The sequence below is a fragment of the Micromonospora sp. AB353 genome, assembly GCF_049538395.1.
In the GTDB taxonomy this organism is placed as follows: domain Bacteria; phylum Actinomycetota; class Actinomycetes; order Mycobacteriales; family Micromonosporaceae; genus Micromonospora; species Micromonospora aurantiaca.
The window spans coordinates 37,518-62,463 of the sequence record NZ_JBMVFV010000026.1; the positions used below are offsets into that span (position 1 = coordinate 37,518).

Genomic DNA, 24,946 nt, shown 5'->3' on the forward strand with positions numbered 1-24,946 from the left:
CCGGGCGCGTCCGGGTCAGGCGGCCTTGGCCAGCGCCTCGAACTCGTCGTCGGTCAGCTCCACCCCGGCCGCCGCCACGTTCTCCTCCAGGTGCGCCACCGACGACGTACCCGGGATCGGCAGCATCACCGGCGACCGGCGCAGCAGCCAGGCCAGCGCGAGCTGCGCCGGACTGGCGCCGTGCGCGGTCGAGATCGCGTCCAGCGGGCCGCCGGGGCGGGCCAGGTTGCCGGTGGCGATCGGGAACCACGGGATGAACGCCAGGTCGTGGCGCTCGCAGTGCTCCAGCACGTCCTCCGCGCTGCGGTCGGCCAGGTTGTAGAGGTTCTGCACGGACACGATCGGCGCGATCGCCCGGGCCGCCTCGATCTCCTCGACGCTGACCTGGGACAGCCCGATGTGCCGGATCTTGCCCTCCTGGCGCAGCAGCGCCAGCTCACCGAGCTGGTCGGCCAGCGGCACCTTCGCGTCGATGCGGTGCAACTGGTAGAGCGGGATGCAGTCCAGGCCCAGGTGGCGCAGGCTCAGCTCGCACTGCTGGCGCAGATACTCCGGGCGGCCCACCGGCCGCCAGTCGTCCGGGCCGGAGCGGGTCAGCCCGGCCTTCGTCGCGATGACCAGGTCGTCGGCGTACGGGTGCAGCGCCTCGCGGATCAGCAGCTCGCTGACGAACGGCCCGTACGAGTCGGCGGTGTCGATGAACGTGACGCCCAGCTCGTACGCGCGGCGCAGCACCCGTACCGCCTCGGCCGGATCCTTCGGGTCGCCCCACACGCCGGGGCCGGTGAGCTGCATCGCCCCGTAGCCGAGGCGGTCGACCGGCAGGTCGCCACCGATCCGGTAGCTGCCCGACGCCTTGGCGGGCTGGGTGCTGGTGGCCATTCGTGGTCCTCCTGTGCTCGTTCGTACCTCGCGGGGCGGTGCTGCGCCCCGACCCCGGGACATTCCCCGAATCGTGGCGGCGAAGCACCGGTAGTTGCGGCGAGCGGCCCCGGCGCACCGGTCCGCCGTGGGAGGCTGGACGGGACGGTGGTCAGGAGGTGCGCATGGCCGCGACGCCACGGCTCGACTTCGCGCTCGACACGTACGAGTGCATCGTGCTCTACCCGGGGCCCTCGGGACGGGCCCTGCCGGACGAGACCGTGCAGCGGTTGCAGGCCGAGCACCTCCAGCACATGCGGGCGCTGCAGCGGCGCGGCATCGTGCTCGTGGACGGGTCGGTCGACGGCCCGGCCCGGGAGCCCGACCCGCCGATCGGTTTCGGCCTGGCCCGGACCGGTTCGGTGGACGACGTCCGTAGCGTGATGGAGGCCGACCCGGCGGTGCAGGCCGGGCTCTACCGGGTCGAGGTGCTCACCTTCCTCTGCCCGGCCGGCTCACTCGAGTTCCCGCTGGTCAAGACGGAGAGCTGAGGCGCGACGCCCGCCCCTCCGACGGCACCGATCGCTGCCGCGTACCCAGTGCCCGCCCACTGCCGGACGGCCGGGCGCGGCGGCCCCACAGTGCCCCCGGCCGGTCCGTGACGGGGAGCGGTACGATTTCTCACCGCGCGGTCGCTGATGCCCGCCACACGACGTTCCGGTGCGGTACGCCTACCGCCCGCCCACGCGGTTGACGCGCGTCGTTGGACAAATGTTCCGCAGTCCGCAAGGGGTCGGCCGGGAGGCCGATCCGGAGGAGAGACTAGCCTGATGGGCGTGACACGCCGCGCGAAGATCGTCTGCACTCTCGGCCCCGCAACCGCGTCCCCGGAGCGTATCCGCGGCCTCGTCGAGGCGGGCATGAACGTGGCGAGGCTCAACTTCAGCCACGGCAGTCACGCCGACCACGAATCGGTCTACCGGCTGGTCCGCGAGGCGGCCGAGGCGGCCGGCCGGCCGGTCGCCGTGCTCGCCGACCTCCAGGGCCCCAAGATCCGCCTCGGCCGGTTCGCCGACGGCCCGCACGAGTGGCGCACCGGCGACTCGGTGGTGATCACCGGCGACGAGGTGGAGGGCACCAAGGAGCGGGTCTCCTGCACCTACCGCAAGCTGCCGCAGGAGGTGAAGCCGGGCGACCGGCTGCTGATCGACGACGGCCGGGTCGCCGTCGAGGTCAGCGACGTCACCGGCAACGACATCCGGTGCCTGGTCACCGAGGGTGGCCCGGTCTCCAACAACAAGGGCGTCTCGCTGCCGAACGTCGCGGTGAGCGTCCCGGCCCTGTCCGACAAGGACGCCGAGGACCTGCGCTTCGCCCTCGGCCTCGGCGTCGACCTGGTCGCGCTCTCCTTCGTCCGCTCGCCGGAGGACATCAAGCTCGTCCACTCGATCATGGACGAGGAGGGCGTGCGCCGCCCGGTCCTGGCCAAGGTCGAGAAGCCGGAGGCGGTCGACCACCTCGAGGCGATCGTGCTCTCCTTCGACGGGGTCATGGTCGCCCGCGGCGACCTCGGCGTCGAACTGCCGCTGGACCAGGTGCCGCTGGTGCAGAAGCGCGCCGTGCAGCTCTGCCGGGAGAACGCCAAGCCGGTCATCGTGGCCACCCAGATGCTCGACTCGATGATCGAGAACTCCCGCCCGACCCGCGCCGAGGCCTCCGACGTGGCGAACGCGGTGCTCGACGGCGCGGACGCGGTGATGCTCTCCGGCGAGACCAGCGTCGGCAAGTACCCGGTGCTCACCGTCAGCACCATGGCGAAGATCATCACCACCACCGAGGCCGGCTCGATCGCCGTCCCCCGGTTGCAGCACGATCCGCGTACGCACGGCGGCGCGCTCACCGTCGCCGCCTCGTCGATCGCCCGGGCCATCGGCGCCAAGGCCATGGTCGCGTTCTCGCAGACCGGTGACACCGTCAAGCGGCTGGCCCGGCTGCACTGCGACCTGCCGCTGCTGGCGTTCACGCCGGTGCCGGAGGTGCGCAACCAGCTCGCGCTGTCCTGGGGCGTCGAGACGTTCCTGATGCCGTTCGTCCAGCACACCGACGACATGTTCCGCCAGGTCGACCAGGCGCTGCTCGGCCTCAACCGGGCCAACCCGGGCGACTACGTGGTGATCGTGGCGGGCAGCCCGCCCGGCACCCCCGGTTCCACCAACACGCTGCGCGTGCACCAGCTCGGTTCGCTGGTCGACGCCGCTTCGGCGCGAGCTCTTCAATGAGTGGTGTGGCCACCGGGCAGGCGGCGGTCGACCAGCTGCTGGAGGTGCTCGACCTCGCCCGTACCGGAGAGATGACCTTCCGGGGGATGAGCCCGCCGGTGGGCCCGCAGCGGGTCTACGGCGGGCAGGTCGCCGGCCAGGCCCTGGTCGCGGCCGGCCGCACCGTCGACGCGGAGCGGGCCGTGCACTCCCTGCACGGCTACTTCGTGCGCCCCGGCGACCCGGCCGAGCCGATCGAGTACCAGGTGGAGAACGTCCGTGACGGCCGCTCCTTCTCGGTACGCCGCTCGGTGGCGTTGCAGCACGACAAGCCGATCTTCTTCATGTCGGCGTCGTTCCAGCGCCAGGAGGAGGGGCTGGACCACCATGCCCCGCTCCCGCCGGACGTACCCGGCCCGGACGACGTGCCGACCATGGCCGACCGGCTGTCCCGCTACCCGGAGCGCCTGGGTATCTGGGGGATGATCCCGCGCCCGATCGACGTGCGCTACGTCGGCGAGCCCGGCTGGGTCCGCCCCGGCGACCGCCCGGCCGAACCGCACCAGCGGGTGTGGATGCGCCTGGACGGCAAGCTGCCGGACGATCCGCTGCTGCACGCGTGCGCCCTCACGTACGCCTCCGACCTGACGCTGCTGGACTCGGTGCTGTCGGTGCACGGCGAGGTGTGGGGCCCGGGCGGTGTGGTCGGCGCGAGCCTCGACCACGCGCTGTGGTTCCACAGGTCGTTCCGCGCCGACGAGTGGTTCCTGTACGACTGCTGGAGCCCGTCCGCGTCGGGCGCCCGCGGCCTGGCCACGGGCCGGATGTTCACCACCGGCGGCCGGCACATCGCCAGCGCCGTCCAGGAGGGGCTGCTGCGGCGGGTCGGCGACTGACCGTCCGGCCGATGATCGTCCGGGCGCGGGTCGGGCGGCAGGTCCGCACCGCAGCGGACTAACCTGGCCGTATGCGTCTCTCCGCCCGGGTCGACTATGCCCTCCGCGCGGCCGCTGAGCTGGCCTCGGTCGCGGACGGGGGAAGCACCGGACGGAGCCGCCCGGTGACCGCCGAGCAGATCGCCCGCGCCCAGGACATCCCGCCGAAGTTCCTCGAGAGCATCCTGCTGCAACTGCGCCGGGGCGGCATCGTGCACGCCCAGCGTGGCCCCGAGGGCGGCTACTGGCTGGCCCGGCCGGCCGGCGAGATCTCCCTGGCCGAGGTGATCCGCGTCATCGACGGTCCACTCGCGCACGTGCGCGGGCAGCGCCCGGAACAGCTCGGCTACCAGGGCGCGGCACGCGCGTTGCAGGACGTCTGGATCGCGCTGCGGGCCAGCGAGCGGGAGATCCTGGAGCTGGTCACCATCGCCGACGTGGCCGCCGGCGCGCTGCCCGGCCGCGTCAACGAACTGGCCGCCGACCCGCGCGCCTGGAGCTGACCACACCGTCCGGCGTCTCCTACCAACCGGATGGGGGACTTGACCCGGGGTGCCCTCGTGCCGCATTGTCGACCAAGTTGATAGGAGATACCGAAAAGTCAGGGGGCGCTCGTGCGCAAGCTGCTGGTCCTCGCCCTCGTCGGGCTCGCCGCGCAACTCGTCGACGGCGCGCTCGGCATGGCGTACGGGCTGACCTCTTCCACGCTTCTCCTGTTCGCCGGCGTGGCTCCGGCCGCGGCGTCCGCCTCGGTGCACCTGGCCGAGATCGGCACGACGCTCGCCGCAGGCGTCTCGCACTGGCGTTTCGGCAACGTCGACTGGAAGGTGGTCGGCCGCATCGCGCTCCCCGGCGCGATCGGCGCGTTCGCCGGGGCGACATTCCTCAGCTCCATCTCCACCGAGGCGGCGGCGCCGTGGATGGCCGCCATCCTGTTCACGCTCGGCGCGTACCTGCTGGTGCGGTTCTCCCGGCCGCTGCGCGCCAACCGTGCCGCCGGCCGGCTCCGCAGCCGCTTCCTCGCCCCGCTCGGCCTGGTCGCCGGCTTCGTCGACGCCACCGGCGGCGGTGGCTGGGGTCCGGTCGCCACCCCGGCCCTGCTCGTCTCCGGCCGGATGGAACCCCGCAAGGTCATCGGCTCGGTGGACACCTCCGAGTTCGTGGTGGCCGGCGCGGCCAGCATCGGCTTCCTCATCGGCCTGGGCTCCGAGGGCTTCCTGCTGCCCACGGTGGCCGCCCTTCTGGTCGGCGGCCTGATCGCCGCGCCGATCGCGGCCTGGCTGGTCCGCATCGTCCCCGCCCAACTGCTCGGCGCCGTGATCGGCGGCGTGATCGTGCTGACGAACGCCCGCACGCTGCTGAGCGCCGGCGGCGTGGGCGGCTCGGTGCCGGTCGTGGTGTACGTGCTGCTCGGCGCCGCCTGGCTGATCGCCGTCGGGCTGGCGGTGCGCGCCCTGCGCCGTACCCGCCGGGCCCGCGCCACCGTCGAGGCGGCCCTCGCCGACGGCCCTGCTCCGGCGGGAGAGGCCGCCGCGGCGGCGCCGGCGGAGTCGGGGGTGCCGGGGGAGTTCGCCGAGCCGGGTGAGTCCGCCGAGCCGGCGGAGCCTGCGGCGTCGGGGGAGTCTGCCGGGCCGGCGGAGTCGCGGAAGCTCGCCGCAGCCGTCGAAGGCTGAGCCCTCAGCTCTCTGCGGGGCGTGCTCCCGCACCCGCCCGGGGGGTGTTCCTCGGCGTGTCGCCCCTTGGCCGACACAAGCATTCCAACCGGTATGCCTCTCGGTCATATTGATGACCGAGAGGCATACCGGTTGTCGGTTGTCCCGCCGCCCGCCGCCCGCCGCCCGCCGCCTGCCGCCCGCCGTGCCGTCGACGTGCCGATCGCTGACCGCCGCCGCGCCGGCCGCCACTGTGCCGGGACGGGGTGGAAGGTGCGTGCGAGGTGCGCGGTGAGCCCGGCGCTTGTGGGCGTGTCCAGCGGTGACCTAGGCTGACGGAGCGCGGAGCCGAATCATTGACGTCGATGTGTCGACGTCGCTCGTCGCGTCACGGCACGAATTCGCCGGTCCGGGCAGGCCGGCGCTCGCCCCGTGCCTGACCTCCGCGAAAGGCATTCCCCCGTGCACCTCATCACCCCACGCCGCCGGATCGCGCTGCTCGCCGCGGCTTCGGCGGTCACCCTGTCGGCCGGCGCGCTCACCACGATGACCGCCGCGGCGGCGGCCGCCGCCTGCCGGGTCGACTACCGGATCACCAACCAGTGGAGCGGCGGCTTCGGCGCCGACGTGACAGTGACCAACCTCGGCGACCCGGTCAACGGCTGGACCCTCGGCTGGAGCTTCGCCGCCGGCCAGCAGGTCGTCCAGGCGTGGAACGCGACGGTCAGCCAGTCCGGCGCGCAGGTGAGCGCCCGCGACGCCGGCTACAACGCGGCCATCGGCACCGGCGGCACCGCGAACTTCGGCTTCAACGGTTCGTGGAACAACTCGGCTAACCCGGTCCCGGCCGCGTTCACGCTGAACGGCACCGCCTGCACCGGCGCGCCGTCCACCAGCGGGCCCCCGTCGACGCCACCACCGAGCACGCCCCCGCCCACCACACCGCCACCGACCACGACCCCGCCGCCGACCACCCCGCCGGCCGGCGCGAAGCAGATGGAGGACCTCGACCGAGGGCTGGTCAGCGTCCGCTCCGGCAGCGGGAACCTGGTCTCCTGGCGGCTGCTCGGCACCGAGACCACCGGGGTTTCGTTCAACCTGTACCGGGGCGGCACCAAGGTCAACGGCAGTCCGATCACCGGCGCCACCACGTACCTGGACAGCGGCGCGGCGGCCGGATCGGCGTACACCGTGCGGGCCGTGGTGAACGGCGCCGAGCAGGCGGCGTCCGCCCCGGCGCTCCAGTTCGCCAACGGTTACCTGGACGTGCCGATCCAGCCGCCGCCCGGCGGCACCACCCCCTCCGGGGAGGGCTACAGCTACGCGGCGAACGACGCGAGCGTCGGTGACCTCGACGGCGACGGCCGGTACGAGTTCGTGCTCAAGTGGGACCCGTCGAACGCCAAGGACAACTCGCAGTCCGGCTACACCGGCAACGTCTACGTCGACGCGTACACGCTCACCGGCACCCGGCTGTGGCGCATCGACCTGGGTCGCAACATCCGCGCCGGCGCCCACTACACCCAGTTCCAGGTGTACGACTACGACGGCGACGGCGACGCCGAGGTGGCCATGAAGACCGCCGACGGCACCCGCTCCGGCACCGGCCAGGTGATCGGGAACGGCTCGGCCGACCACCGCAACTCCAGCGGCTACGTACTCGCCGGCCCGGAGTACCTGACCATGTTCGACGGCCGCACCGGCGCCGCGCTCTCCACTGTCGACTACGACCCGCCGCGCGGCACCGTCTCCTCCTGGGGCGACTCGTACGGCAACCGGGTCGACCGGTTCCTCGCCGGCACCGCGTACCTGGACGGGCAGCGCCCCTCGCTGATCATGGCGCGGGGCTACTACACCCGGGCCGTCGTCGCGGCCTGGGACTTCCGCGACGGCACGCTGCGCAAGCGCTGGACGTTCGACTCGAACGCCTCCGGCAACGGCGCCGCCGCCGGCCAGGGCAACCACCAGCTCTCCGTGGCCGACGTGGACAACGACGGCCGCCAGGAGATCGTGTACGGCGCCGCCACGATCGACGACAACGGCCGGCTGCTGTACTCCACCGGCAACGGCCACGGCGACGCGCTGCACGTCGGCGACCTCGACCCGTCCCGCTCCGGTCTGGAGGTGTTCAAGGTCGACGAGGACGGCAGCAAGCCCAGCTCCTGGATGGCCGACGCGCGCACCGGGCAGATCATCTGGCAGACCGCGCCGAGCGGCGACAACGGCCGCGGCGTCTCCGGCGACGTCTGGGCGGGCAGCCCGGGTGCCGAGTCCTGGTCGTCAGCCGTCGACGGGCTGCTCAACACCCGGGGCCAGAACGTCGGGCGCAAGCCGTCGTCGGCGAACTTCCTGATCTGGTGGGACGGCGACCCGGTCCGGGAACTGCTCGACGCCACGAAGATCGACAAGTACGGCACCGGCGGCGAGACCCGGCTGCTCACCGGCAGCGGCGTCGCCTCGAACAACGGCACCAAGTCCACCCCGGCGCTCTCGGCCGACCTGCTCGGCGACTGGCGGGAGGAGGTCGTCTGGCGCACCTCCGACAGCACCGCGCTGCGGATCTACAGCACGCCGGTGACCACCGGCCTGCGGCTGCCGACACTGATGCACGACCCGCAGTACCGGGTGGCGGTGGCCTGGCAGAACACCGCCTACAACCAGCCGCCGCACCCGGGCTTCCACCTGGGCGACGGCATGAGCACCCCGCCCGCGCCGAACATCTACCTGCGCTGAAACGGCAGGCACCGGGTCGCCGGCCGCGGAATCCGCTCCGCCGGCGACCCGGTGCACCACACCGCAGCATTCCCGACCCGTCCCGACCGGGAATGCCGTACCACCACCGAGGACAAAGTTAGGCGTCCTGCGCGACGCTGCGGTGACGTGGCTATGAAGAGCGTGTTTCAGCCCTCCCGGCGCAGCCCGCCCGCCACCTTCCCGGCGATCAGCTCGAACGAGCGGACCCGGTCCGCCACGTCGTACACCATCGTGGTGAGCATCAGCTCGTCCGCGCCGGTGCGCTCGAGCAGCTCACCGAGCTGCCGGGCCACCGTCTCCGGTGAGCCGGTCGCCTGGCCGTCGCGGCGCTGGGCGACGAACTCCCGCTCGAACTCCGAGTACGGGTACGCCGCCGCCTCCTCCGGCGTGACCAGCGGCTCCGGCCGCCCCGACCGCAGCTTCAGGAACGACAGCCCGGCCGGCCCGGCCAGCCACTCGGCCCGCTCGTCGGTCTCCGCGCAGACCGCGTTGACAGCCACCATCGCGTACGGCCGGTCCAGCCACTGCGACGGCCGGAAGTTCTGCCGGTAGAGCTGCAACGCCGGAATCGTGTTCTGCGAGCTGAAGTGGTGCGCGAACGAGAACGGCAGCCCGAGCAGACCGGCGAGCTGCGCGCTGAACCCGCTCGACCCGAGCAGCCACACCTGCGGCGACTGGCCGCGGCCCGGCGTCGCGGTGATCGGGCCCGGCTCGGCACCGGAGAAGTAGTTCATCAGGTCGGCCAGCTCACGCGGGAAGTGCTCCGCGGACAGGCCCTCCATGGTGCGGCGCAGCGCCAGCGCGGTCACCTGGTCGGTGCCGGGCGCCCGGCCGATGCCCAGGTCGATGCGGCCCGGGTGCAGCGCGTCGAGGGTGCCGAACTGCTCGGCCACCACCAGCGGCGCGTGGTTGGGCAGCATCACCCCGCCCGAACCGAGCCGGATCGTGCTGGTGTGCGCCGCCAGGTGCGCGAGCAGCACCGCCGGCGCGGAACTCGCGATCGCGGGCATGTTGTGGTGCTCGGCCACCCAGAACCGGCGGTAGCCCAGCTCCTCGGTGCGGCGGGCCAGCTCCGTGGTGTACCGCAGCGCCTCACCGGCACTGCCGGTCGCCGCCACCGGGGCAAGATCAAGAACAGACATGGGTACGTCGATCACAGCGTGGTGCAACAGGCCACGTGCCGGAATTGTTCCGCCGGGTGCGCTACCCCATACCCCGGGCCTGCTCGAAGATCAGGCTGGTCTGGGTGTGCTGCACCACCGGATCGACTGCGAGATGGTCGAGGACGAAGTCCCGCAGCGCGTCACCGGAGGCGGCCCGCACGTGCAGCACGTAGTCCTCCGCGCCCGCCACGTGGAACACCGACACCACCCCCGGCAGCCGCACCGACCGGGCCCGGAACGCGTCCACGGCGGCCCGCTCGTGCGCCGTCAACCGCACCGAGACCAGCGCCTGCAACGGCAGACCCACCGCCGCCGGGTCCACCTCGGCGTGGAACCCGCGGATCGCCCCGCACTCCCGCAGCGCCCGGGTACGCGTCAGGCACGTCGACGGCGCCACCCCCACCCGCTCGGCCAGCGCGTTGTTCGGCAGCCGGCCGTCCGCCGCCAGCTCGGTGAGGATCGCGCGGTCGACGTCGTCCAGGCCGGCGAACGGCCGTACATCATTCGGTGCGGCAGGCATGTGAGCATCCTTCACCGAATCACCGCCGAGCGAAAGCGTGATTGGCAGAATCTTCTTCGCTGCTATTGCCTCTAGCCGTCGTCATGTTCGACAGTTCCGGCATGACTTCCGTGGACACCGCAGCCGTACACGCCGGGCGCGCCGACCTCGCCGGGCTCGGCGTCCACGTCCCGCCCATCGACCTGTCCACCACCAACCCGCTGCCCTCGGTCGTCGGCGGCGGCGACGACTACGAGACGCTCGCCACCGGCGGCACCCTCCCGGCCGGCGGCAGCGCCGTCTACCAGCGCCTCTGGAACCCCACAGTGGCCCGGTTCGAGACCGCGCTCGCCCAGCTCGAAGGCACCGCCGAAGCCGTCGCGTTCGCCAGCGGCATGGCCGCGCTCACCGCCACCCTGCTCGCCGCCACCCGCGACGGCAAGCGGCACGTCGTCGCCGTCCGTCCCCTCTACGGCGGCACCGACCACGTCCTCGCCACCGGCCTGCTCGGCACCGAGGTCACCTGGGCCACCACCGCCGACGTGGCCGCCGCGATCCGCCCCGACACCGCCCTGGTCGTGGTCGAGACCCCGGCGAACCCCAGCCTCGACCTGGTCGACATCGCCGCGCTCGCCGACGCCGCCGGTGACGTCCCGCTGCTCGTCGACAACACCGTCGCCACCCCGGTGCTCCAGCAGCCCGCCCGCCACGGCGCCGCGCTCGTGCTGCACAGCGCCACCAAGAGCATCGGCGGTCACGGCGACGTCCTCGCCGGCGTGATCGCCTGCGGACCCGAGTGGGCCGCCCGGCTGCGCCAGGTCCGTGCCGTCACCGGCGCCGTCCTGCACCCGCTCGGCGCGTACCTGCTGCACCGCGGCATCCAGACCCTCCCGCTGCGCGTCCGCGCCCAGCAGGCCGGCGCGGAGAAGCTCGCCGCCTGGCTCGCCGGGCACCCCGCCGTCGAGCGCGTCCACCACCCGTCGCTGCACGACCCGGCCGGGCTGGTCGGCCGCCAGATGTCCGGCACCGGCAGCCTGCTCGCCTTCGAGGTACGCGGCGGCGCGCCCGCCGCGGCCGAGGTCGCCGGCGCCTGCGAACTGATCACGCACGCGGTGTCGCTCGGCGGCGTCGACACGCTGATCCAGCACCCGGCCTCGCTCACCCACCGGCCGGTTGAGGGCGACGCCAAGCCCTGCGGCGGACTGCTGCGCGTCTCGGTCGGCCTGGAGGACCCGGAGGACCTGCGGGCGGACCTCGCGCGGGCACTGTCGCGGATCTGACGTCGCCCGGCAGGGCGCGTCCGCGGTGTCGTCCGGTCACGACTTCGGGCCCACGTGCCGGTCGAGGGCGGCGACCGCCTCCCGGCGGGCCACCGACAGGGAGTTGCGGCGGTTCATCCGCCAGGCGATGCCGAGCCGGTCGAGGGCCCACTGACAGAGGCCCATGATGTCGGCGGACTCGTTGACGAACATGTAGCGCGGGTAGACGTACTTCTTGCCGCGCACGGTCACGCGGTTGCTGACCCGGCAGCCGTCGGAGTGGAAGAGGCCACGCAGGAAGTCGCCCGGGTGCGCCTCGACGACGGCCCGCTGCCAGTCAGCCAGGACGATCGGGCGCTCGTGCTTCTTGCCCGGCCCGTGCTGGGGGAACAGGCAGGGCCAGTGCATCCCGTAACTCTGCACGGAGACGCACCCTCGCTTCTGCACCCGCTGCACCGACGTGGCTAGGACCGCCCTCATCGCGTCCTCGCAGGCGGCGATCAGGTCCGGCCAGGCGTCGGCGCAGAAGACGCGCAGGACCGGCACCCGGCCCACGACGAGATGACCGTCACCGAGGTAGAGGCCGAGGAGGTAGGCATACTGCGCCGGTTCTGGCGGATCGCCGACACCTGCCCGGCAGCGGAAACAGCGCTCCGCGGTGCTCCGTTGCCTCGGCTCGGGGCGCTCCTTGCACCAGTGCCGCACGGTCGGATAGGACAATCCGACGGCGCGGGCGGCCTCGGCGACAGTCGCTCCGGCGAGGTACAGGCTTCGTGCGTGGGCGCGTATCTCGGGTGGATGCACCAGGTCATTTTCGAACGCCTGTATGACAATTTGTGCCCCCGGTGGGATTCGAACCCACACTGTATGCAGTTTGAGTGCATGGCCTCTGCCGGTTGGGCTACAGGGGCTTCTGTAGTTCGGCTCCAACAGGTTACCTACTAGGCTAGGGGCGGCGACACCCGGCAGGGCGGGTGTCGGGCTCGAACCGGTGGGAGTGGCTCGTGGGCGAGATGCAGGCGGACGCCGAGCGCAAGCGCGTTCTGATCGCCGAGGACGAGGCGCTCATCCGGCTGGACCTGGCCGAGATGCTCGTCGAAGAGGGCTACGACGTGGTCGGCGAGGCCGGTGACGGCGAGACCGCCGTCAAGCTCGCCGAGGAGCTCAAGCCGGATCTGGTCATCCTCGACATCAAGATGCCGATCATGGACGGGCTGGCCGCCGCCGAGCGGATCGCCGGCGCGCGCATCGCTCCGGTGATCATCCTGACCGCGTTCAGCCAGCGTGACCTGGTGGAGCGGGCGCGGGCGGCGGGCGCGATGGCGTACCTGGTCAAGCCGTTCCAGAAGAGCGACCTGGTGCCGGCCGTGGAGATCGCGCTGTCCCGCTACTCGGAGATCGCCGCGCTGGAGTCGGAGGTCGCCGGCCTCACCGACCGGCTGGAGATCCGCAAGACCGTGGAGCGCGCCAAGGGCGCGCTGATGACGACGTACGGCATGACCGAGCCGCAGGCGTTCAAGTGGATCCAGCGCACCGCGATGGACCACCGGATGACCATGAAGGAGGTCGCCGAGCGGATCCTCGCCGAGACCGCCGGCGGCGAGGTGGAGCAGCCCACGCCCTGACCCGCCCGGGAGGCGTCCGATCGATAGGATCGGATGCATGTTGTCCGCGCGCGTCCGGCCGGCCCTCGTCGCCGCTGCCGCCGTGCTGCTCCTGGCGGCCTGTGACGCCACGCCGCGACAGCTGCCCGAGCCCGCGCCGGTACGCCCCCAGTGGCAGCCCGTCGAGCTGGCCCTTCCCGCCGGCGCCACCGGACGGCCGGTGCTGCGTGACGCCGCGCGGTGCGCCGGCCGGTGGTACGTGGTGGGCGGGCTGGTCGATCCGGCGGGGGAGACCCGACCGGCGGCGTGGTCCTCATCGGACGGCGTGACCTGGTCGCCGATTCCGGTGCGCGCGCAGACGTTCTACGGCCGCCAGCACGTGCTCTACGCGGTGGCGTGCCGCGACGACGGGATGGCGGCGCTGGGTGCGAAGACCGGTGGCGTGCACGGCAATCCGCGTACCGGAACGTGGGTGTGGGGTCCGGGTGGGCCGTTGCGGGAGGTGCCGGCGGCGTTCGAGTTGTTCGGCGGTCCGCGCGCGGTGAGCGCGTCGCGGCTGGCGGCCGGGCCGGGCGGCTGGCTGGTGGTGGGGGCGCGCGCGGACGGCGCGGCGGTGTGGTCGTCGCCGGACGCCGAGGGGTTCGTCCTGCACGAGGGCGTCGCGGAACTGGCCGGCGACGGCCGGGGCCGGACGGCGGCGTACGACGTGGCGGCGGTGGGGTCGGGCTGGCTGGTGGTGGGGTCGTTGCTGCCGCCCGGCGGGACGGCCCGGACGCCGCTCGCGTGGGTCTCGGCCGACGGCCGGGTGTGGCAGCGGGTGGTCCTGCCGGTGCCGGCGGGGGCGGCCGGGGCGGCCGAGCGGGTGGTGTCGGCCGACGGCGGGCCGGTGGCGGTCGGCCCGGTGGGTGACCGCTTCGCGGTGTGGCGCGGGTGCGACGACTGCGGCTCGCCGTCGGCCGGTTCGGCGGGTGTAAACCAGGGGTGGCGGCGGGTAGGCGGGTTCGGCTCGGCGGGTCCGGGGGTGTCGTCGGTGGACGCGTTGGCGGCGTCCGGTGGGCGGCTCGTCGCGGTGACCGGGGACGGGGGTCAGCGACGGCTCTGGATGTCGCGTGACGGCGGCGCGTCGTGGCTTCCGGTGATCACGTCGGTGCCGGTGCCGGACGGGGGCGACGCGGCGCTGGCGGTGGCGGTCCGCGACGACAGGCTGCTCGTGGTCGCCGATGACGGGAAAACGTCCCGTGCCTGGTGGGGGGCGTTGCCAACCGTCGATCGGTAGCGGGTGGGGAGGGCATGGCTCGTTACCGAGGAATAGTCGGCGAAAGCCTTTGCCCGCCTTCGGTTCTTACGCCGATGGGCTTGAATCCGCCACGGCGTGTAACGGTTCGGTCAACCCCGCTTTCCAGGTCTTACGCCACCGCTCACGGTGGGATAACGTCCCGCCCCAGACCGGCGACGACGGTCTTGGTTCGTCCACCCCGCAAGGGCCAATCAGCGGCGGGTGGTTCGGATCATGGACGGAGGAGGGTTCGGGCCTTGAGGCAGAAGCTCGCACGCGTGATCGGCGGGGTCGCCATGCTGGCGCTCGTCGCCGGTGGTACCGCTTGTTCCAGCGGCAGCGACGATGAGGCGTCCGGGGGCAGCGCCTGCGGGAGCAAGATCGCTTTCTTCGGCGCGCTGACCGGTAGCTCGGCCGCGCTGGGCATCAACGAGAAGAACGGCGTCAAGCTGGCCGTCGACAAGTACAACAAGGAGAACGCCGACTGCAAGGTGGAGCTCGCCGAGCTCGACTCGCAGGGCAGCCCGGACCAGGCGCCGGGTCTGGCCCAGAAGGCGATCGACGACACCAAGATCCTGGGTGTCGTGGGTCCGGCCTACTCGGGCGAGTCCGAGGCCGCCGGCCCGCTGTTCAACGAGGCCGGTCTGGTCACCATCACCCCCTCCGCGACCCGTCCCAGCCTCGCCGAGCAGGGTTGGAAGACCTTCTTCCGCGCGGTCGGCAACGACCTGAGCCAGGGCCCCGCCGCCGGTAACTACATCAAGAACGTGATGAAGGCCGACCGGGTCTACGTCATCGACGACCAGTCCGCGTACGGCGCCGGCCTGGCCGACGAGGTCAAGAAGGTTCTCGGCGCCTCGGTCGTGGGCAGCGACAAGGTCCAGGGCGAGGGCAAGCAGACCGAGTTCTCCGGTGTGGTCACCAAGGTCAAGGCCGCCAACGTCAAGGCGGTCTTCTACGGCGGCTACTACCAGGAGGCCGGCCTGATCCGTAAGCAGCTCACCGCTGCCGGGGTCACCGCTCCGCTGGTCGCCGGTGACGGCGTGAACGACGGCGCCTACATCACCTCCGCCGGTGCGGCCGCCGCCGAGGGCACCATCCTCACCTGCCCCTGCGCTCCGTCCACCGAGGCCCGCGGCACCTTCGCCGCCGACTTCAAGGCGCTCAACGGCACCGACCCGGGCACCTACAGCGACACCGCCTACGACGCGGCGAACATCCTGCTGGCCGGCATCAAGGCCGGCAAGACCAGCCGCGCCGACCTGCTGGAGTTCGTGAAGGGCTACAGCGGCGAGGGCGTTGCCGCCAGCTACAAGTTCGTCGAGGGCGGCGAGCTCGACCCGGCGCAGGTCAAGGTCTGGGCGTTCAAGGTGCAGGGCGGCAAGGTCGTCCCGGACCAGGAGATCCCCAAGTCCTGATCGTTCGATCGCTGGACTGGCGATTGAGTAGTGATCGCGGGTGCGGCCGGGAGCTGGCTCCCGGCCGCACCCTCTTTTTCTCTTGAGCGACGGAGCGTCCCTCCCTTGGACTTCGACGGATTGTTCTCCAACTTCGGGGAACTCACCACGACCGGCTTGACGCAGGGCGCCATCTACGCCCTGGTCGCGCTCGGCTACACGCTCGTGTACGGCGTGCTCAGGCTCATCAACTTCGCCCACTCCGAGGTCTTCATCGCCGGCGCGTTCGCCGCGATCTGGACCTGGAACGGCTTCGGACTCGACCAGAACTCTCAGGTCAGCGGCATCGGCTCGATCCTGTTCTACCTGCTGGTGGCGATGATCGTGGCGGCCATCGCCTCGGCGGGCACCGCGACGGTGATCGAACGGGTGGCGTACCGGCCGCTGCGCAAGCGCAACGCGCCGCCGCTGGCGTTCCTCATCACCGCCATCGGTGCCTCGATCGCCATCTCGGAGGCGTTCGGCGTCTACACCCGGCGGCGGCCGGAGGGTGCGCCGATCCTGGTCAGCTCGGAGCCGCTGTTCCACATCGCCGGGGTGCCGATCGACGCGGTGCAGCTGCTCACGATCGGTTCCGCGCTGGTGATGATGTTCGCGCTGGACCAGTTCATCAACCGCAGCCGTACCGGCCGCGGCATCCGGGCGGTGGCCCAGGACGCCAACACGGCGGCGCTGATGGGCGTCAACAAGGACCGCATCATCCTGATGGTCTTCATCGCCGGTGGCACCATGGCCGGCGTCGCGGGCCTGCTGTACGACGTGCGGATCCAGACGCTCACCTACAGCGTCGGCTTCCTGCTGGGCCTCAAGGCGTTCACCGCGGCGGTGCTCGGCGGCATCGGCAACCTGCGCGGCGCGCTCGTCGGCGGGTTGCTGCTCGGCGTCGTGGAGAACTACGCCGCGGGCCTGTTCGGCAGTCAGTGGAAGGACTTCGCCGCGTTCGCGGTGCTGGTCGTGCTGCTGATGTTCCGGCCGACCGGTCTGCTCGGCGAATCACTGGGGAGGGCACGCGCATGACGACCACCATCGACCCGCCGGAGCGACGGGAGACGGCGGCGGACAAGCTGCGGCAGGGCCGGCACGCGATCTCGGAGCGCTGGCACCACGCGCCGCGCTGGGTGCGCTGGGTGCTGCTGGTCGCGGTCATCGCGTTCTTCTACGCGCTGCCGAACAAGGAGTTCTACCAGTACCTCGGGCCGATCCCGACCCCGGGAGCGAACTTCACCCAGGTGATGTTCACGGTCTCGATCTACGTGCTGCTGGCGGTCGGGCTCAACATCGTGGTCGGCTTCGCCGGCCTGCTCGACCTCGGCTACTTCGGCTTCTTCGCCGTCGGCGCGTACACGGTAGCGGTGCTGACCTCGCCGAGCAGCGACCTCAAGACGCTGTGGCCGTGGCTGGCGGTGGTGCCGATCGCGATCGGCCTGACCATGGTCTCCGGCGTCATGCTCGGCACGCCGACGCTGCGCCTGCGCGGCGACTACCTGGCGCTCGTGACGCTCGGCTTCGCCGAGATGATCCGGATCGCGGCGGTCAGCTCCGAGTTCCTCAAGGGACAGCGCGGCTTCAACCAGATCCCGCACCCGCCCGGCGAGTACGCCGACGGCCGGCCGTGGTTCGGCGTGCTCGACGCCCGCCCGTACTACTGGCTGGTGCTCACGCTGATCATCCTGGTGGTGATCGGGGTGCGGAACCTGACCCACAGCCGGGTCGGCCGGGCCTGGATCTCGATCCGCGAGGACGAGGACGCCGCCCAGCTGATGGGTGTGCCGACGTTCAAGTTCAAGCTGTGGGCGTTCGCCTCCGGCGCGGCCATCGCCGGCCTGGCCGGTGCGCTGTTCGCCGGCAAGCAGAACTTCGTCAACTCGCAGAACTTCGAGCTGCTCAACTCGATCATCATCCTGGCCGCCGTCATCTTCGGCGGCTCGGGCAACATCGTCGGCGCGATCGTCGGCGGTGGCCTGGTGGCGTACATGATCGAGCGGTTCCGTGGCATCGAGCTGTTCGGCGTGGAGCTGTACGAGTACCGGTTCCTCTTCTTCGGTCTGGTGCTCGTGGTGATGATGATCTTCCGCCCGCAGGGCCTGATCCCGAACCGGCGACGAGCGGCGGAGTTCAAGGACCGCCGCAAGGAGGTGATCGTCGGTGAGTGACACCGAGCAGACCCCGGCCGTTCCGGCCCAGGCGGCGGCCCCGGCCGTCGAGACGGTCGACGAGCGGGAACCGTTGCTGGAGGTCGACCACGTCACGCTGCGCTTCGGCGGTGTGGTGGCCCTCAACGACGTGGACTTCACCCTCTACAAGGGTGAGATCCTCGGCCTGATCGGCCCGAACGGCGCCGGCAAGACCACCTGCTTCAACGCGATGACCGGCATCTACCAGCCCACCGAGGGGCAGATCCGGTTCCTGGGCCAGAAGATCAGTGGCAAGAAGCGCCACCAGATCACCCGGATGGGCATGGCCCGTACCTTCCAGAACATCCGTCTCTTCCCGGAGATGACCGCGCTGGAGAACGTCCAGGTCGGCGCGGACGCGCACCACAAGACCAGCGTGATCTCCGCCCTGCTGCGCCTGCCGCGGCACTGGAAGGAGGAGCGCGAGGGCCGGGAGAAGGCCGAGCGCCTGCTGGAGTTCGTCGGCATCAGCAACCGGATGCACGAGTTCGCCCGCAACCTGTCCTACGGCGAGCAGCGGCGGTTGGAGATCGCCCGCGCGCTGGCCACCGACCCGAAGCTGCTCTGCCTGGACGAGCCGGCCGCCGGCTTCAACCCGGCGGAGAAGGAGGAGCTGCTCCAGCTCATCCGGCAGATCCGGGACCAGGGCGTGACGGTGCTGCTGATCGAGCACGACATGCGCCTGGTGATGGGCGTGACCGACCGGATCGTGGTCCTGGAGTTCGGAAAGAAGATCGCCGAAGGGCTGCCCGCCGAGGTGCGGGACAACCCGAAGGTGGTCGCGGCGTACCTGGGGGTGCCGGACGATGCTGCTTGAGATCGAGGACGTGAGCCTGCTCTACGGGCGGATCCAGGCGCTGCACGGCATCAGCCTGACCGTGGACGAGGGGGAGATCGTCGCGCTGATCGGCGCGAACGGCGCCGGCAAGTCCACCACCATGCGGGCGATCTCCGGTATCCGGCCGGTCGCCTCCGGCACGATCAAGTTCGCCGGTGAGGACATCACCAAGCTCCGGGCCGACCTGCGGGTCCGGCGCGGCCTGTGCCAGGCGCCCGAGGGCCGGGGCATCTTCCCCGGCATGTCGGTGCTGGAGAACCTGGACATGGGCGCGTACACCCGGCGCGACAAGGCCGGCATCGCGCAGGACCTGGCCCGGGTGCTGGACCTGTTCCCGCGGCTGGCCGAGCGGCGCAAGCAGGCCGGCGGCACGCTCTCCGGCGGTGAGCAGCAGATGCTGGCGGTCGGCCGGGCGCTGATGAGCCGGCCGAAGCTGCTGCTGCTCGACGAGCCGTCGATGGGTCTCGCGCCGATGCTGATCCAGCAGATCTTCACGATCATCACGGAGATCAACCAGCAGGGCACCACCATCCTGCTGGTGGAGCAGAACGCCCAGCAGGCGCTGGCGCGCGCCCACCGGGCGTACGTGCTGGAGACCGGCCGGATCGTCAAGAGCGGCACCGGCGCGGACCTGCTGCACGACCCCTCGGTCAAAGAGGCCTACCTCGGCGTGGCCTGACCGACCGACCCCTCGCAATAAGGAGTACAGCCATGTTCCACCCCAACCCCGGACGGCGGGCGGCGCTCGGCGTCGCCGGTGCGGCCGTCCTGCTGCTCTCCCTCGCCGCGTGCGGCGAGGAGGAGAGCACCGAGCAGCCCGGTGGCGGCCCCAGCGTCTCGTCGTCTGTCGACGCCGCGCTGGCCGCGAAGGTCCCGGACGCGATCAAGTCGGACGGCAAGATCGTGGTGGGCACCGACTCCACCTACGCCCCGGCGGAGTTCCTGGACACCGACGGTAAGACCGTGATCGGCTTCGACGTCGAACTGTTCACCGCCGTGGCAGCCAAGCTGGGCCTCAAGGCGGAGTTCGTCTCGGCGCCGTTCGGCGACATCATCAACGGCGTCAACTCGGGCAAGTACGAGGCGGGCGTCTCGTCGTTCACCATCAACGACGAGCGCAAGGGCCAGGCCAACATGGTCAGCTACTTCCAGGTCGGCACCCAGTGGGTGACCAAGAAGGGCAACCCGGCCGGGATCGCGCTGGACAACGCCTGCGGCAAGAAGATCGCGGTGCAGAAGGACACGGTCCAGGTCGAGGACATCCAGAAGCGCTCCAAGGCGTGCACCGACGCCGGCAAGCCGGCGATCACCATCGACCAGTTCCCGGGTCAGGACGCCGCCACCGCCGCCGTCGTGTCCGGCAAGGACGACGCCATGCTCGCCGACTACCCGGTCGGCGTGTACGCGGTGACGCAGTCCAACGACGCCCTGGAGCTGCTGGACAAGCAGTACGAGGCGGCGCCGTACGGTTATGTACTGGCCAAGGAGCAGACGCAGCTGGCCGAGGCGGTGCGCGACGCGACCAAGGCCGTGATCGCCGACGGCTCCTACAAGCAGGTGCTCGACAAGTGGAAGGTGGGAGACGGCGCGATCACGGACCCCGCGATCAACCCGTGACGACATGACCACCGAGGAAGCGACAACCGCACGGGCACGGCCGGAACCGATCAAGGCCGTGCCCGTGCGGCACCCCGGACGATGGGTCGCGGTGGCGGTGCTCTCCGTCCTGGCGGCGATGTTCGTCCACCTGCTGGTGACCAATGAGGCCTTCAACTGGTCCTTCATGGTCGACAAGATGTTCCGGCCGCCGATCATCGAGGGCCTGCTTCGCGGCACCGTGCTGATGACCGTCAGCGCAATGCTGATCGGCGTCACACTCGGCGTGGTGATTGCGGTGATGCGGCTGTCGGACAACCCGATCCTGCGCGGCGTGGCCTGGCTCTACACCTGGTTCTTCCGGGCGGTGCCCCGGCTGGTGCTGCTGGCCGTCTTCGGCAACATCGGCATCCTGTGGAGCCGGGTCGAGTTCGGGGTGCCGTTCGACACCCAGATCGGCCAGCTGTTCGGCATCGACAACCTGCAACTGCGGCTGTTCGGGTTCTCGTCCCGGGACATCCTCACCGGCTTCATGGCCGGTCTGCTCGGCCTCGCGCTCTCCGAGGCCGCGTACATGGCGGAGATCGTCCGGGCCGGCATCCAGTCGGTCGACCCCGGCCAGACCGAGGCCGCCCAGGCGCTCGGCCTGAGCCGCGCCCAGCTGCTGCGCCGGGTGGTGCTGCCGCAGGCGATGCGGGTGATCATCCCGCCGACCGGCAACGAGACCATCGCCATGCTCAAGGACACGTCCCTGCTGCTCTACGTACCGGTGAGCGTGGAGCTGTTCTTCCAGCTCGACGCCGTCGGCAAACGGACTTTCCAGATCTTCCCGATGTACGTCGCGGCGTGCCTGTGGTACCTGTTCCTGACCAGCATCCTGCTGGTCGGCCAGTACTACCTGGAACGCCACTTCGGCAAGGGCTACGGCGTGACCGGACGGGCCCGGCTGAAGCTGCGGACGCTGGCCGCCGAAACCGGTGGCGGCGGCAACGCGGGGACGGGGGCACCATGACCGAGCTGACCGTACCCGCGCAGGCCACCTCGCCGACCGCGGAGTCCGGGCTGATGGTGCGGGCCGAGCAGGTGCACAAGTCGTTCGGGCCGCTGGAGGTGCTCAAGGGCATCGACCTGGAGGTCCGCTCCGGCGAGGTGTGCTGCCTGCTCGGGCCCTCCGGCTCCGGCAAGTCGACGTTCCTGCGCTGCATCAACCACCTGGAGAAGATCGACGCCGGCCGGATCTGGGTGGACGGCGATCTGATCGGCTACCGGGAGCGCGGCGGCAAGCTGTACGAGATGCGGGACAAGGAGGTGGCCGCGCAGCGCCGCGCCATCGGCATGGTGTTCCAGCGGTTCAACCTGTTCCCGCACATGACGGTGCTGCAGAACGTCACCGAGGCGCCGGTGCTGCTGCGCCAGGCGAAGAAGGCCCATGCCCGCGAGCACGCCGCGCAGCTGCTGGACCGGGTGGGGCTGGGCGACAAGCTCGGCGCGTACCCCGGTCAGCTCTCCGGCGGCCAGCAGCAGCGGGTGGCGATCGCCCGGGCGCTGGCGATGCGGCCGAAGCTGATGCTGTTCGACGAGCCGACCAGCGCGCTCGACCCGGAGCTGGTGGGCGAGGTGCTGGACACGATGAAGGATCTGGCCCGCGACGGCATGACGATGATCGTCGTGACCCACGAGATCGGCTTCGCCCGCGAGGTGGGCGACCACCTCGTGTTCATGGACGGCGGCGTCGTGGTCGAGCAGGGCGACCCGCGCGAGGTGATCTCGGCGCCGAAGCACGAGCGGACCAAGGCGTTCCTGGCCAAGGTTCTCTGACCTCGGCCTCCGGTGCGGCGCGCGCCGCACCGGAGGCCGGAGTTGTCGGGCGTACGGACTAGAGTCGCAGCCGTGACAGCTACGACGCCGCGCCTGCTCCTCGTCGACGGACATTCCCTGGCATACCGGGCGTTCTTCGCCCTGCCTGTGGAGAACTTCTCCACCACCACGGGGCAGCCGACCAACGCCGTCTACGGCTTCACCTCGATGCTGATCAACGTGCTGCGCGACGAGCAGCCGACGCACATCGTCGTGGCGTTCGACGTCTCCCGCCGCTCCTTCCGCACGGAGAAGTACTCCGAGTACAAGGCCGGCCGCAGCGAGACCCCGACCGACTTCAAGGGCCAGGTCAGCCTGGTCAAGGAGGTCCTCGCCGCGCTGCGCGTGCCGGTGGTCGAGAAGGAGGGCTACGAGGCCGACGACGTCATCGCCACGCTCGCCTGCCAGGCCCGCGACCAGGGCATGGACGTGCTCATCACCACCGGCGACCGGGACGCGTTCCAGCTCGTCGGCGAGCGGGTGACGGTGCTCTACCCGCGCAAGGGCGTCTCCGACCTGGCCCGGATGGACCCGGCCGCGGTCGAGGCGAAGTACGGCGTCACCCCTGACCGCTACCGCGACCTGGCCGCGCTGGTCGGCGAGACCAGCGACAACCTGCCGGGCGTGCCCGGCGTCGGCCCGAAGACCGCGGCCAAGTGGATCAACCTGTACGGCGGTGTCGAGGGCGTGGTGGCCCGCGCCGACGAGATCAAGGGCAAGGCCGGCGACAGTCTGCGTGAGCGGCTCGCCGACGTGATCCGCAACTACGAGATCAACTGCCTGGTCTCCGACCTGGAGCTGCCGGTCCGTCCCGAGGACGCCCGCTGGCAGGGCTGGGACCGCGAAGCCGTGCACCAGGTCTTCGACACGCTCCAGTTCCGCATCCTGCGCGACCGCCTCTACCAATACCTGGAAGCCGTCGAGCCGGAGGCCGAGGCGGGCTTCGACCTGGCCGGCGAGGTACTCACCGCGCCGGGTGCGCTCGCGGGCTGGCTCGACACGCACGCCCCGGCGGGCGCACCGGTCGGCCTGGCGGTGACGCTCGACACCGGCCCCAACCGCCGGCACACCGCCACCGTGACCGCGATGGCGCTGGCCACCGCCGACGGGGCGGGCGCCTGGTTCGACCCGAGCCGGCTGGACGCCGGCGACGAGGCCGCGCTGGCCGGGTGGCTGGCCGACGCGGAGCGCCCGAAGGTGCTGCACGACAGCAAGCCGGCGGTGCTGGCGTTCGCCGCGCACGGCTGGGAGCTGCACGGCATCGCCCGCGACACCCAGATCGCCGCCTACCTGGCCCGCCCCGACCAACGCTCGTACGACCTGACCGACCTGGCGCTGCGCTACCTGCACCGGGAGCTGCGCGTCGACGCGCCGGAGACCGGTCAGCTCACCCTCGACGGGCTCGGCGACGAGGGTGTGGCCGAGCAGAACCTCATGCTCCAGGCCCGCGCCACCCTCGACCTGGCCGACGCGATCGACGCCGAGCTGTCCCGCGACGGCGAGCAGTCGGCCCGGCTGATGGCCGGCGTGGAGCTGCCGCTGATGCGGGTGCTCGCCACCATGGAGCGCACCGGCATCGCCGCCGACACCGACTATCTCTCCGAGCTGGAGGCGCACTTCGCCGCCGAGGTGAAGGCCGCCGCGCAGGGCGCGTACGAGGTGGTGGGCCGCGAGTTCAACCTCGGGTCGCCGAAGCAGCTGCAGGAGATCCTCTTCACCGAGCTGGGCCTGCCCAAGACCAAGCGGATCAAGACCGGCTACACCACCGACGCCGACGCGTTGCAGTGGCTCTACGCCCAGACCGAGCACCCGCTGCTGCACCACCTGCTGCGCCACCGAGACGTGGCGAAGCTCAAGTCGACTGTCGACGGGCTGCTCAAGTCGGTCTCCGACGACGGCCGGATCCACACCACGTTCAACCAGACGGTGGCGGCGACCGGGCGGCTGTCCTCCACCGAGCCGAACCTGCAGAACATCCCGATCCGCACCGAGGAGGGGCGGCGGATCCGCCGCGCTTTCGTGGTCGGCGAGGGCTACGAGTGCCTGCTCACCGCCGACTACAGCCAGATCGAGATGCGGATCATGGCGCACCTGTCGTCGGACGACGCGCTGATCGAGGCGTTCAACTCCGGGCACGACTTCCACGCCGCCACCGCGTCGTCGGTCTTCACCGTCGAGGTCGGCGACGTGACCGCCGACCAGCGCCGCAAGATCAAGGCGATGAACTACGGCCTGGCGTACGGGCTCAGCGCGTTCGGCCTGTCCCAGCAGCTCGGCATCAGCGCCGAGGAGGCGCGCGGGCTGATGGAGAACTACTTCGCCGGGTTCGGCGGCGTCCGTGACTACCTCCAGGAGGTGGTGGCCCGGGCCCGCCAGGACGGCTACACCTCCACCATCCTGGGCCGCCGCCGCTACCTGCCCGACCTGGTCAGCGACAACCGGCAGCGCCGGGAGATGGCCGAGCGGATGGCACTGAACGCCCCGATCCAGGGTTCGGCGGCCGACATCATCAAGGTCGCGATGCTGCACGTCGACAGCGCGCTGCGCGACGCCGGGCTGCGCTCCCGGATGCTGCTGCAGGTGCACGACGAGCTGGTCTTCGAGGTCGCCCCGGGCGAGCGCGAGACGCTGGAGGCGTTGGTGCGCAAGCAGATGGGTGAGGCGTACCCGCTGTCGGTGCCGCTGGAGGTGTCGGTGGGCGAGGGCCACGACTGGAACAGCGCCGACCACTGACCCCACCCGCGCCACCCGCGCCGCCCGCTC

22 protein-coding genes, 1 tRNA gene and 1 pseudogene are annotated in these 24,946 nt (G+C 71.4%); 18 read left to right on the forward strand and 6 right to left on the reverse strand.

What is annotated here, in order from left to right; all coding sequences use genetic code 11:
- Positions 1 to 15 precede the first annotated feature (15 nt).
- The gene (locus ACPCK6_RS13805) at positions 16 to 882 is read right to left on the reverse strand and encodes an aldo/keto reductase (protein ID WP_355509070.1); all 867 of its coding nucleotides are present in this window, start codon (positions 880 to 882) and stop codon (positions 16 to 18) included.
- A 164-nt stretch (positions 883 to 1,046) separates the two neighbouring features.
- Here ACPCK6_RS13805 and ACPCK6_RS13810 point away from each other — a divergent pair, with 164 nt between their 5' ends.
- From ACPCK6_RS13810 to ACPCK6_RS13835, 6 genes are all read left to right on the forward strand, one after another.
- Positions 1,047 to 1,412 carry a YciI family protein gene (locus ACPCK6_RS13810; protein ID WP_013287532.1) on the forward strand — a complete coding sequence of 122 codons (366 nt, stop codon included), beginning with the start codon at positions 1,047 to 1,049 and terminating at the stop codon, positions 1,410 to 1,412.
- 279 nt (positions 1,413 to 1,691) lie between these two features.
- On the forward strand, positions 1,692 to 3,140 hold the full coding sequence (gene pyk / locus ACPCK6_RS13815) for a pyruvate kinase (RefSeq protein WP_318334868.1): 1,449 nt from the start codon (positions 1,692 to 1,694) through the stop codon (positions 3,138 to 3,140).
- Entirely contained in the window at positions 3,137 to 4,015 is an 879-nt protein-coding gene (locus ACPCK6_RS13820) for an acyl-CoA thioesterase (RefSeq protein ID WP_423481306.1), read from the forward strand. The genes pyk and ACPCK6_RS13820 overlap by 4 nt, the downstream gene beginning before the upstream one ends.
- Before the next feature lie 71 nt (positions 4,016 to 4,086).
- Positions 4,087 to 4,557, forward strand: a complete 471-nt coding sequence (locus ACPCK6_RS13825) for an RrF2 family transcriptional regulator (protein ID WP_135241228.1) — start codon at positions 4,087 to 4,089, stop codon at positions 4,555 to 4,557.
- A gap of 111 nt (positions 4,558 to 4,668) precedes the next feature.
- Positions 4,669 to 5,727 carry a sulfite exporter TauE/SafE family protein gene (locus ACPCK6_RS13830; protein WP_423481307.1) on the forward strand — a complete coding sequence of 353 codons (1,059 nt, stop codon included), beginning with the start codon at positions 4,669 to 4,671 and terminating at the stop codon, positions 5,725 to 5,727.
- A 441-nt stretch (positions 5,728 to 6,168) separates the two neighbouring features.
- Positions 6,169 to 8,439 (forward strand): rhamnogalacturonan lyase family protein, encoded by a 2,271-nt coding sequence (locus tag ACPCK6_RS13835; RefSeq protein ID WP_423481308.1) that lies wholly within the window; start codon positions 6,169 to 6,171, stop codon positions 8,437 to 8,439.
- A 167-nt stretch (positions 8,440 to 8,606) separates the two neighbouring features.
- On the opposite strand, the gene ACPCK6_RS13840 is transcribed toward ACPCK6_RS13835, so the two are convergent.
- Positions 8,607 to 9,602 carry an LLM class flavin-dependent oxidoreductase gene (locus tag ACPCK6_RS13840; RefSeq protein ID WP_396882234.1) on the reverse strand — a complete coding sequence of 332 codons (996 nt, stop codon included), beginning with the start codon at positions 9,600 to 9,602 and terminating at the stop codon, positions 8,607 to 8,609.
- 61 nt (positions 9,603 to 9,663) lie between these two features.
- Complete coding sequence (locus ACPCK6_RS13845) at positions 9,664 to 10,143, reverse strand: Lrp/AsnC family transcriptional regulator (protein ID WP_123110940.1); 480 nt, start codon at positions 10,141 to 10,143, stop codon at positions 9,664 to 9,666.
- An 83-nt stretch (positions 10,144 to 10,226) separates the two neighbouring features.
- Here ACPCK6_RS13845 and ACPCK6_RS13850 point away from each other — a divergent pair, with 83 nt between their 5' ends.
- Positions 10,227 to 11,402, forward strand: a complete 1,176-nt coding sequence (locus ACPCK6_RS13850) for a trans-sulfuration enzyme family protein (RefSeq protein WP_396882233.1) — start codon at positions 10,227 to 10,229, stop codon at positions 11,400 to 11,402.
- A 36-nt stretch (positions 11,403 to 11,438) separates the two neighbouring features.
- Here ACPCK6_RS13850 and ACPCK6_RS13855 read toward each other — a convergent pair whose 3' ends face one another.
- The 3 genes and pseudogenes from ACPCK6_RS13855 to ACPCK6_RS13865 all read right to left on the reverse strand — a co-directional run bounded on the left by ACPCK6_RS13855 (position 11,439) and on the right by ACPCK6_RS13865 (position 12,292).
- Complete coding sequence (locus ACPCK6_RS13855; RefSeq protein ID WP_423481319.1) at positions 11,439 to 11,936, reverse strand: hypothetical protein; 498 nt, start codon at positions 11,934 to 11,936, stop codon at positions 11,439 to 11,441.
- A gap of 141 nt (positions 11,937 to 12,077) precedes the next feature.
- Positions 12,078 to 12,245, reverse strand: a pseudogene (locus ACPCK6_RS13860) (hypothetical protein); the annotation flags it as partial.
- Positions 12,219 to 12,292: transfer RNA gene (locus ACPCK6_RS13865), tRNA-Leu, on the reverse strand. The pseudogene ACPCK6_RS13860 and the gene ACPCK6_RS13865, both read right to left, overlap by 27 nt.
- 93 nt (positions 12,293 to 12,385) lie before the next feature.
- Here ACPCK6_RS13865 and ACPCK6_RS13870 point away from each other — a divergent pair.
- From ACPCK6_RS13870 to polA, 11 genes are all read left to right on the forward strand, one after another.
- Positions 12,386 to 13,006: an ANTAR domain-containing response regulator gene (locus ACPCK6_RS13870; RefSeq protein WP_396882231.1), complete on the forward strand. Its 621-nt coding sequence runs from the start codon at positions 12,386 to 12,388 to the stop codon at positions 13,004 to 13,006.
- A gap of 37 nt (positions 13,007 to 13,043) precedes the next feature.
- Entirely contained in the window at positions 13,044 to 14,261 is a 1,218-nt protein-coding gene (locus ACPCK6_RS13875; protein WP_423481309.1) for a hypothetical protein, read from the forward strand.
- Between the two features lie 257 nt (positions 14,262 to 14,518).
- The gene (locus tag ACPCK6_RS13880) at positions 14,519 to 15,679 is read left to right on the forward strand and encodes a branched-chain amino acid ABC transporter substrate-binding protein (protein WP_423481310.1); all 1,161 of its coding nucleotides are present in this window, start codon (positions 14,519 to 14,521) and stop codon (positions 15,677 to 15,679) included.
- 105 nt (positions 15,680 to 15,784) lie between these two features.
- On the forward strand, positions 15,785 to 16,735 hold the full coding sequence (locus ACPCK6_RS13885) for a branched-chain amino acid ABC transporter permease (RefSeq protein WP_091420555.1): 951 nt from the start codon (positions 15,785 to 15,787) through the stop codon (positions 16,733 to 16,735).
- On the forward strand, positions 16,732 to 17,871 hold the full coding sequence (locus ACPCK6_RS13890; RefSeq protein ID WP_194801286.1) for a branched-chain amino acid ABC transporter permease: 1,140 nt from the start codon (positions 16,732 to 16,734) through the stop codon (positions 17,869 to 17,871). Before ACPCK6_RS13885 ends, ACPCK6_RS13890 begins: the two co-directional genes overlap by 4 nt.
- On the forward strand, positions 17,864 to 18,709 hold the full coding sequence (locus ACPCK6_RS13895; protein ID WP_374536463.1) for an ABC transporter ATP-binding protein: 846 nt from the start codon (positions 17,864 to 17,866) through the stop codon (positions 18,707 to 18,709). The genes ACPCK6_RS13890 and ACPCK6_RS13895 overlap by 8 nt, the downstream gene beginning before the upstream one ends.
- Positions 18,699 to 19,409 (forward strand): ABC transporter ATP-binding protein, encoded by a 711-nt coding sequence (locus tag ACPCK6_RS13900; RefSeq protein WP_262014660.1) that lies wholly within the window; start codon positions 18,699 to 18,701, stop codon positions 19,407 to 19,409. Before ACPCK6_RS13895 ends, ACPCK6_RS13900 begins: the two co-directional genes overlap by 11 nt.
- Positions 19,410 to 19,441: 32 nt before the next feature.
- Positions 19,442 to 20,347, forward strand: coding sequence for an ABC transporter substrate-binding protein (locus ACPCK6_RS13905; protein ID WP_357906337.1), 906 nt, complete (start codon positions 19,442 to 19,444; stop codon positions 20,345 to 20,347).
- Between the two features lie 4 nt (positions 20,348 to 20,351).
- Positions 20,352 to 21,338 (forward strand): amino acid ABC transporter permease, encoded by a 987-nt coding sequence (locus tag ACPCK6_RS13910; RefSeq protein ID WP_423481311.1) that lies wholly within the window; start codon positions 20,352 to 20,354, stop codon positions 21,336 to 21,338.
- Entirely contained in the window at positions 21,335 to 22,144 is an 810-nt protein-coding gene (locus ACPCK6_RS13915) for an amino acid ABC transporter ATP-binding protein (RefSeq protein WP_423481312.1), read from the forward strand. Before ACPCK6_RS13910 ends, ACPCK6_RS13915 begins: the two co-directional genes overlap by 4 nt.
- Positions 22,145 to 22,216: 72 nt before the next feature.
- Positions 22,217 to 24,916: a DNA polymerase I gene (gene polA / locus ACPCK6_RS13920; protein WP_423481313.1), complete on the forward strand. Its 2,700-nt coding sequence runs from the start codon at positions 22,217 to 22,219 to the stop codon at positions 24,914 to 24,916.
- The last annotated feature ends 30 nt before the right edge of the window (positions 24,917 to 24,946 follow it).

Bases quoted from the DNA above. Each gene is read 5' to 3' on its own strand.
- ACPCK6_RS13805 (WP_355509070.1), bottom strand. From the start codon at position 882: ATGGCCACCAGCACCCAGCCCGCCAAGGCGTCGGGCAGCTACCGGATC.
- ACPCK6_RS13810 (WP_013287532.1), top strand. From the start codon at position 1,047: ATGGCCGCGACGCCACGGCTCGACTTCGCGCTCGACACGTACGAGTGC.
- pyk (WP_318334868.1), top strand. From the start codon at position 1,692: ATGGGCGTGACACGCCGCGCGAAGATCGTCTGCACTCTCGGCCCCGCA.
- ACPCK6_RS13820 (WP_423481306.1), top strand. From the start codon at position 3,137: ATGAGTGGTGTGGCCACCGGGCAGGCGGCGGTCGACCAGCTGCTGGAG.
- ACPCK6_RS13825 (WP_135241228.1), top strand. From the start codon at position 4,087: ATGCGTCTCTCCGCCCGGGTCGACTATGCCCTCCGCGCGGCCGCTGAG.
- ACPCK6_RS13840 (WP_396882234.1), bottom strand. From the start codon at position 9,602: ATGTCTGTTCTTGATCTTGCCCCGGTGGCGGCGACCGGCAGTGCCGGT.
- ACPCK6_RS13845 (WP_123110940.1), bottom strand. From the start codon at position 10,143: ATGCCTGCCGCACCGAATGATGTACGGCCGTTCGCCGGCCTGGACGAC.
- ACPCK6_RS13850 (WP_396882233.1), top strand. From the start codon at position 10,227: ATGTTCGACAGTTCCGGCATGACTTCCGTGGACACCGCAGCCGTACAC.
- ACPCK6_RS13875 (WP_423481309.1), top strand. From the start codon at position 13,044: ATGTTGTCCGCGCGCGTCCGGCCGGCCCTCGTCGCCGCTGCCGCCGTG.
- ACPCK6_RS13890 (WP_194801286.1), top strand. From the start codon at position 16,732: ATGACGACCACCATCGACCCGCCGGAGCGACGGGAGACGGCGGCGGAC.
- ACPCK6_RS13900 (WP_262014660.1), top strand. From the start codon at position 18,699: ATGCTGCTTGAGATCGAGGACGTGAGCCTGCTCTACGGGCGGATCCAG.
- ACPCK6_RS13905 (WP_357906337.1), top strand. From the start codon at position 19,442: ATGTTCCACCCCAACCCCGGACGGCGGGCGGCGCTCGGCGTCGCCGGT.
- ACPCK6_RS13910 (WP_423481311.1), top strand. From the start codon at position 20,352: ATGACCACCGAGGAAGCGACAACCGCACGGGCACGGCCGGAACCGATC.
- ACPCK6_RS13915 (WP_423481312.1), top strand. From the start codon at position 21,335: ATGACCGAGCTGACCGTACCCGCGCAGGCCACCTCGCCGACCGCGGAG.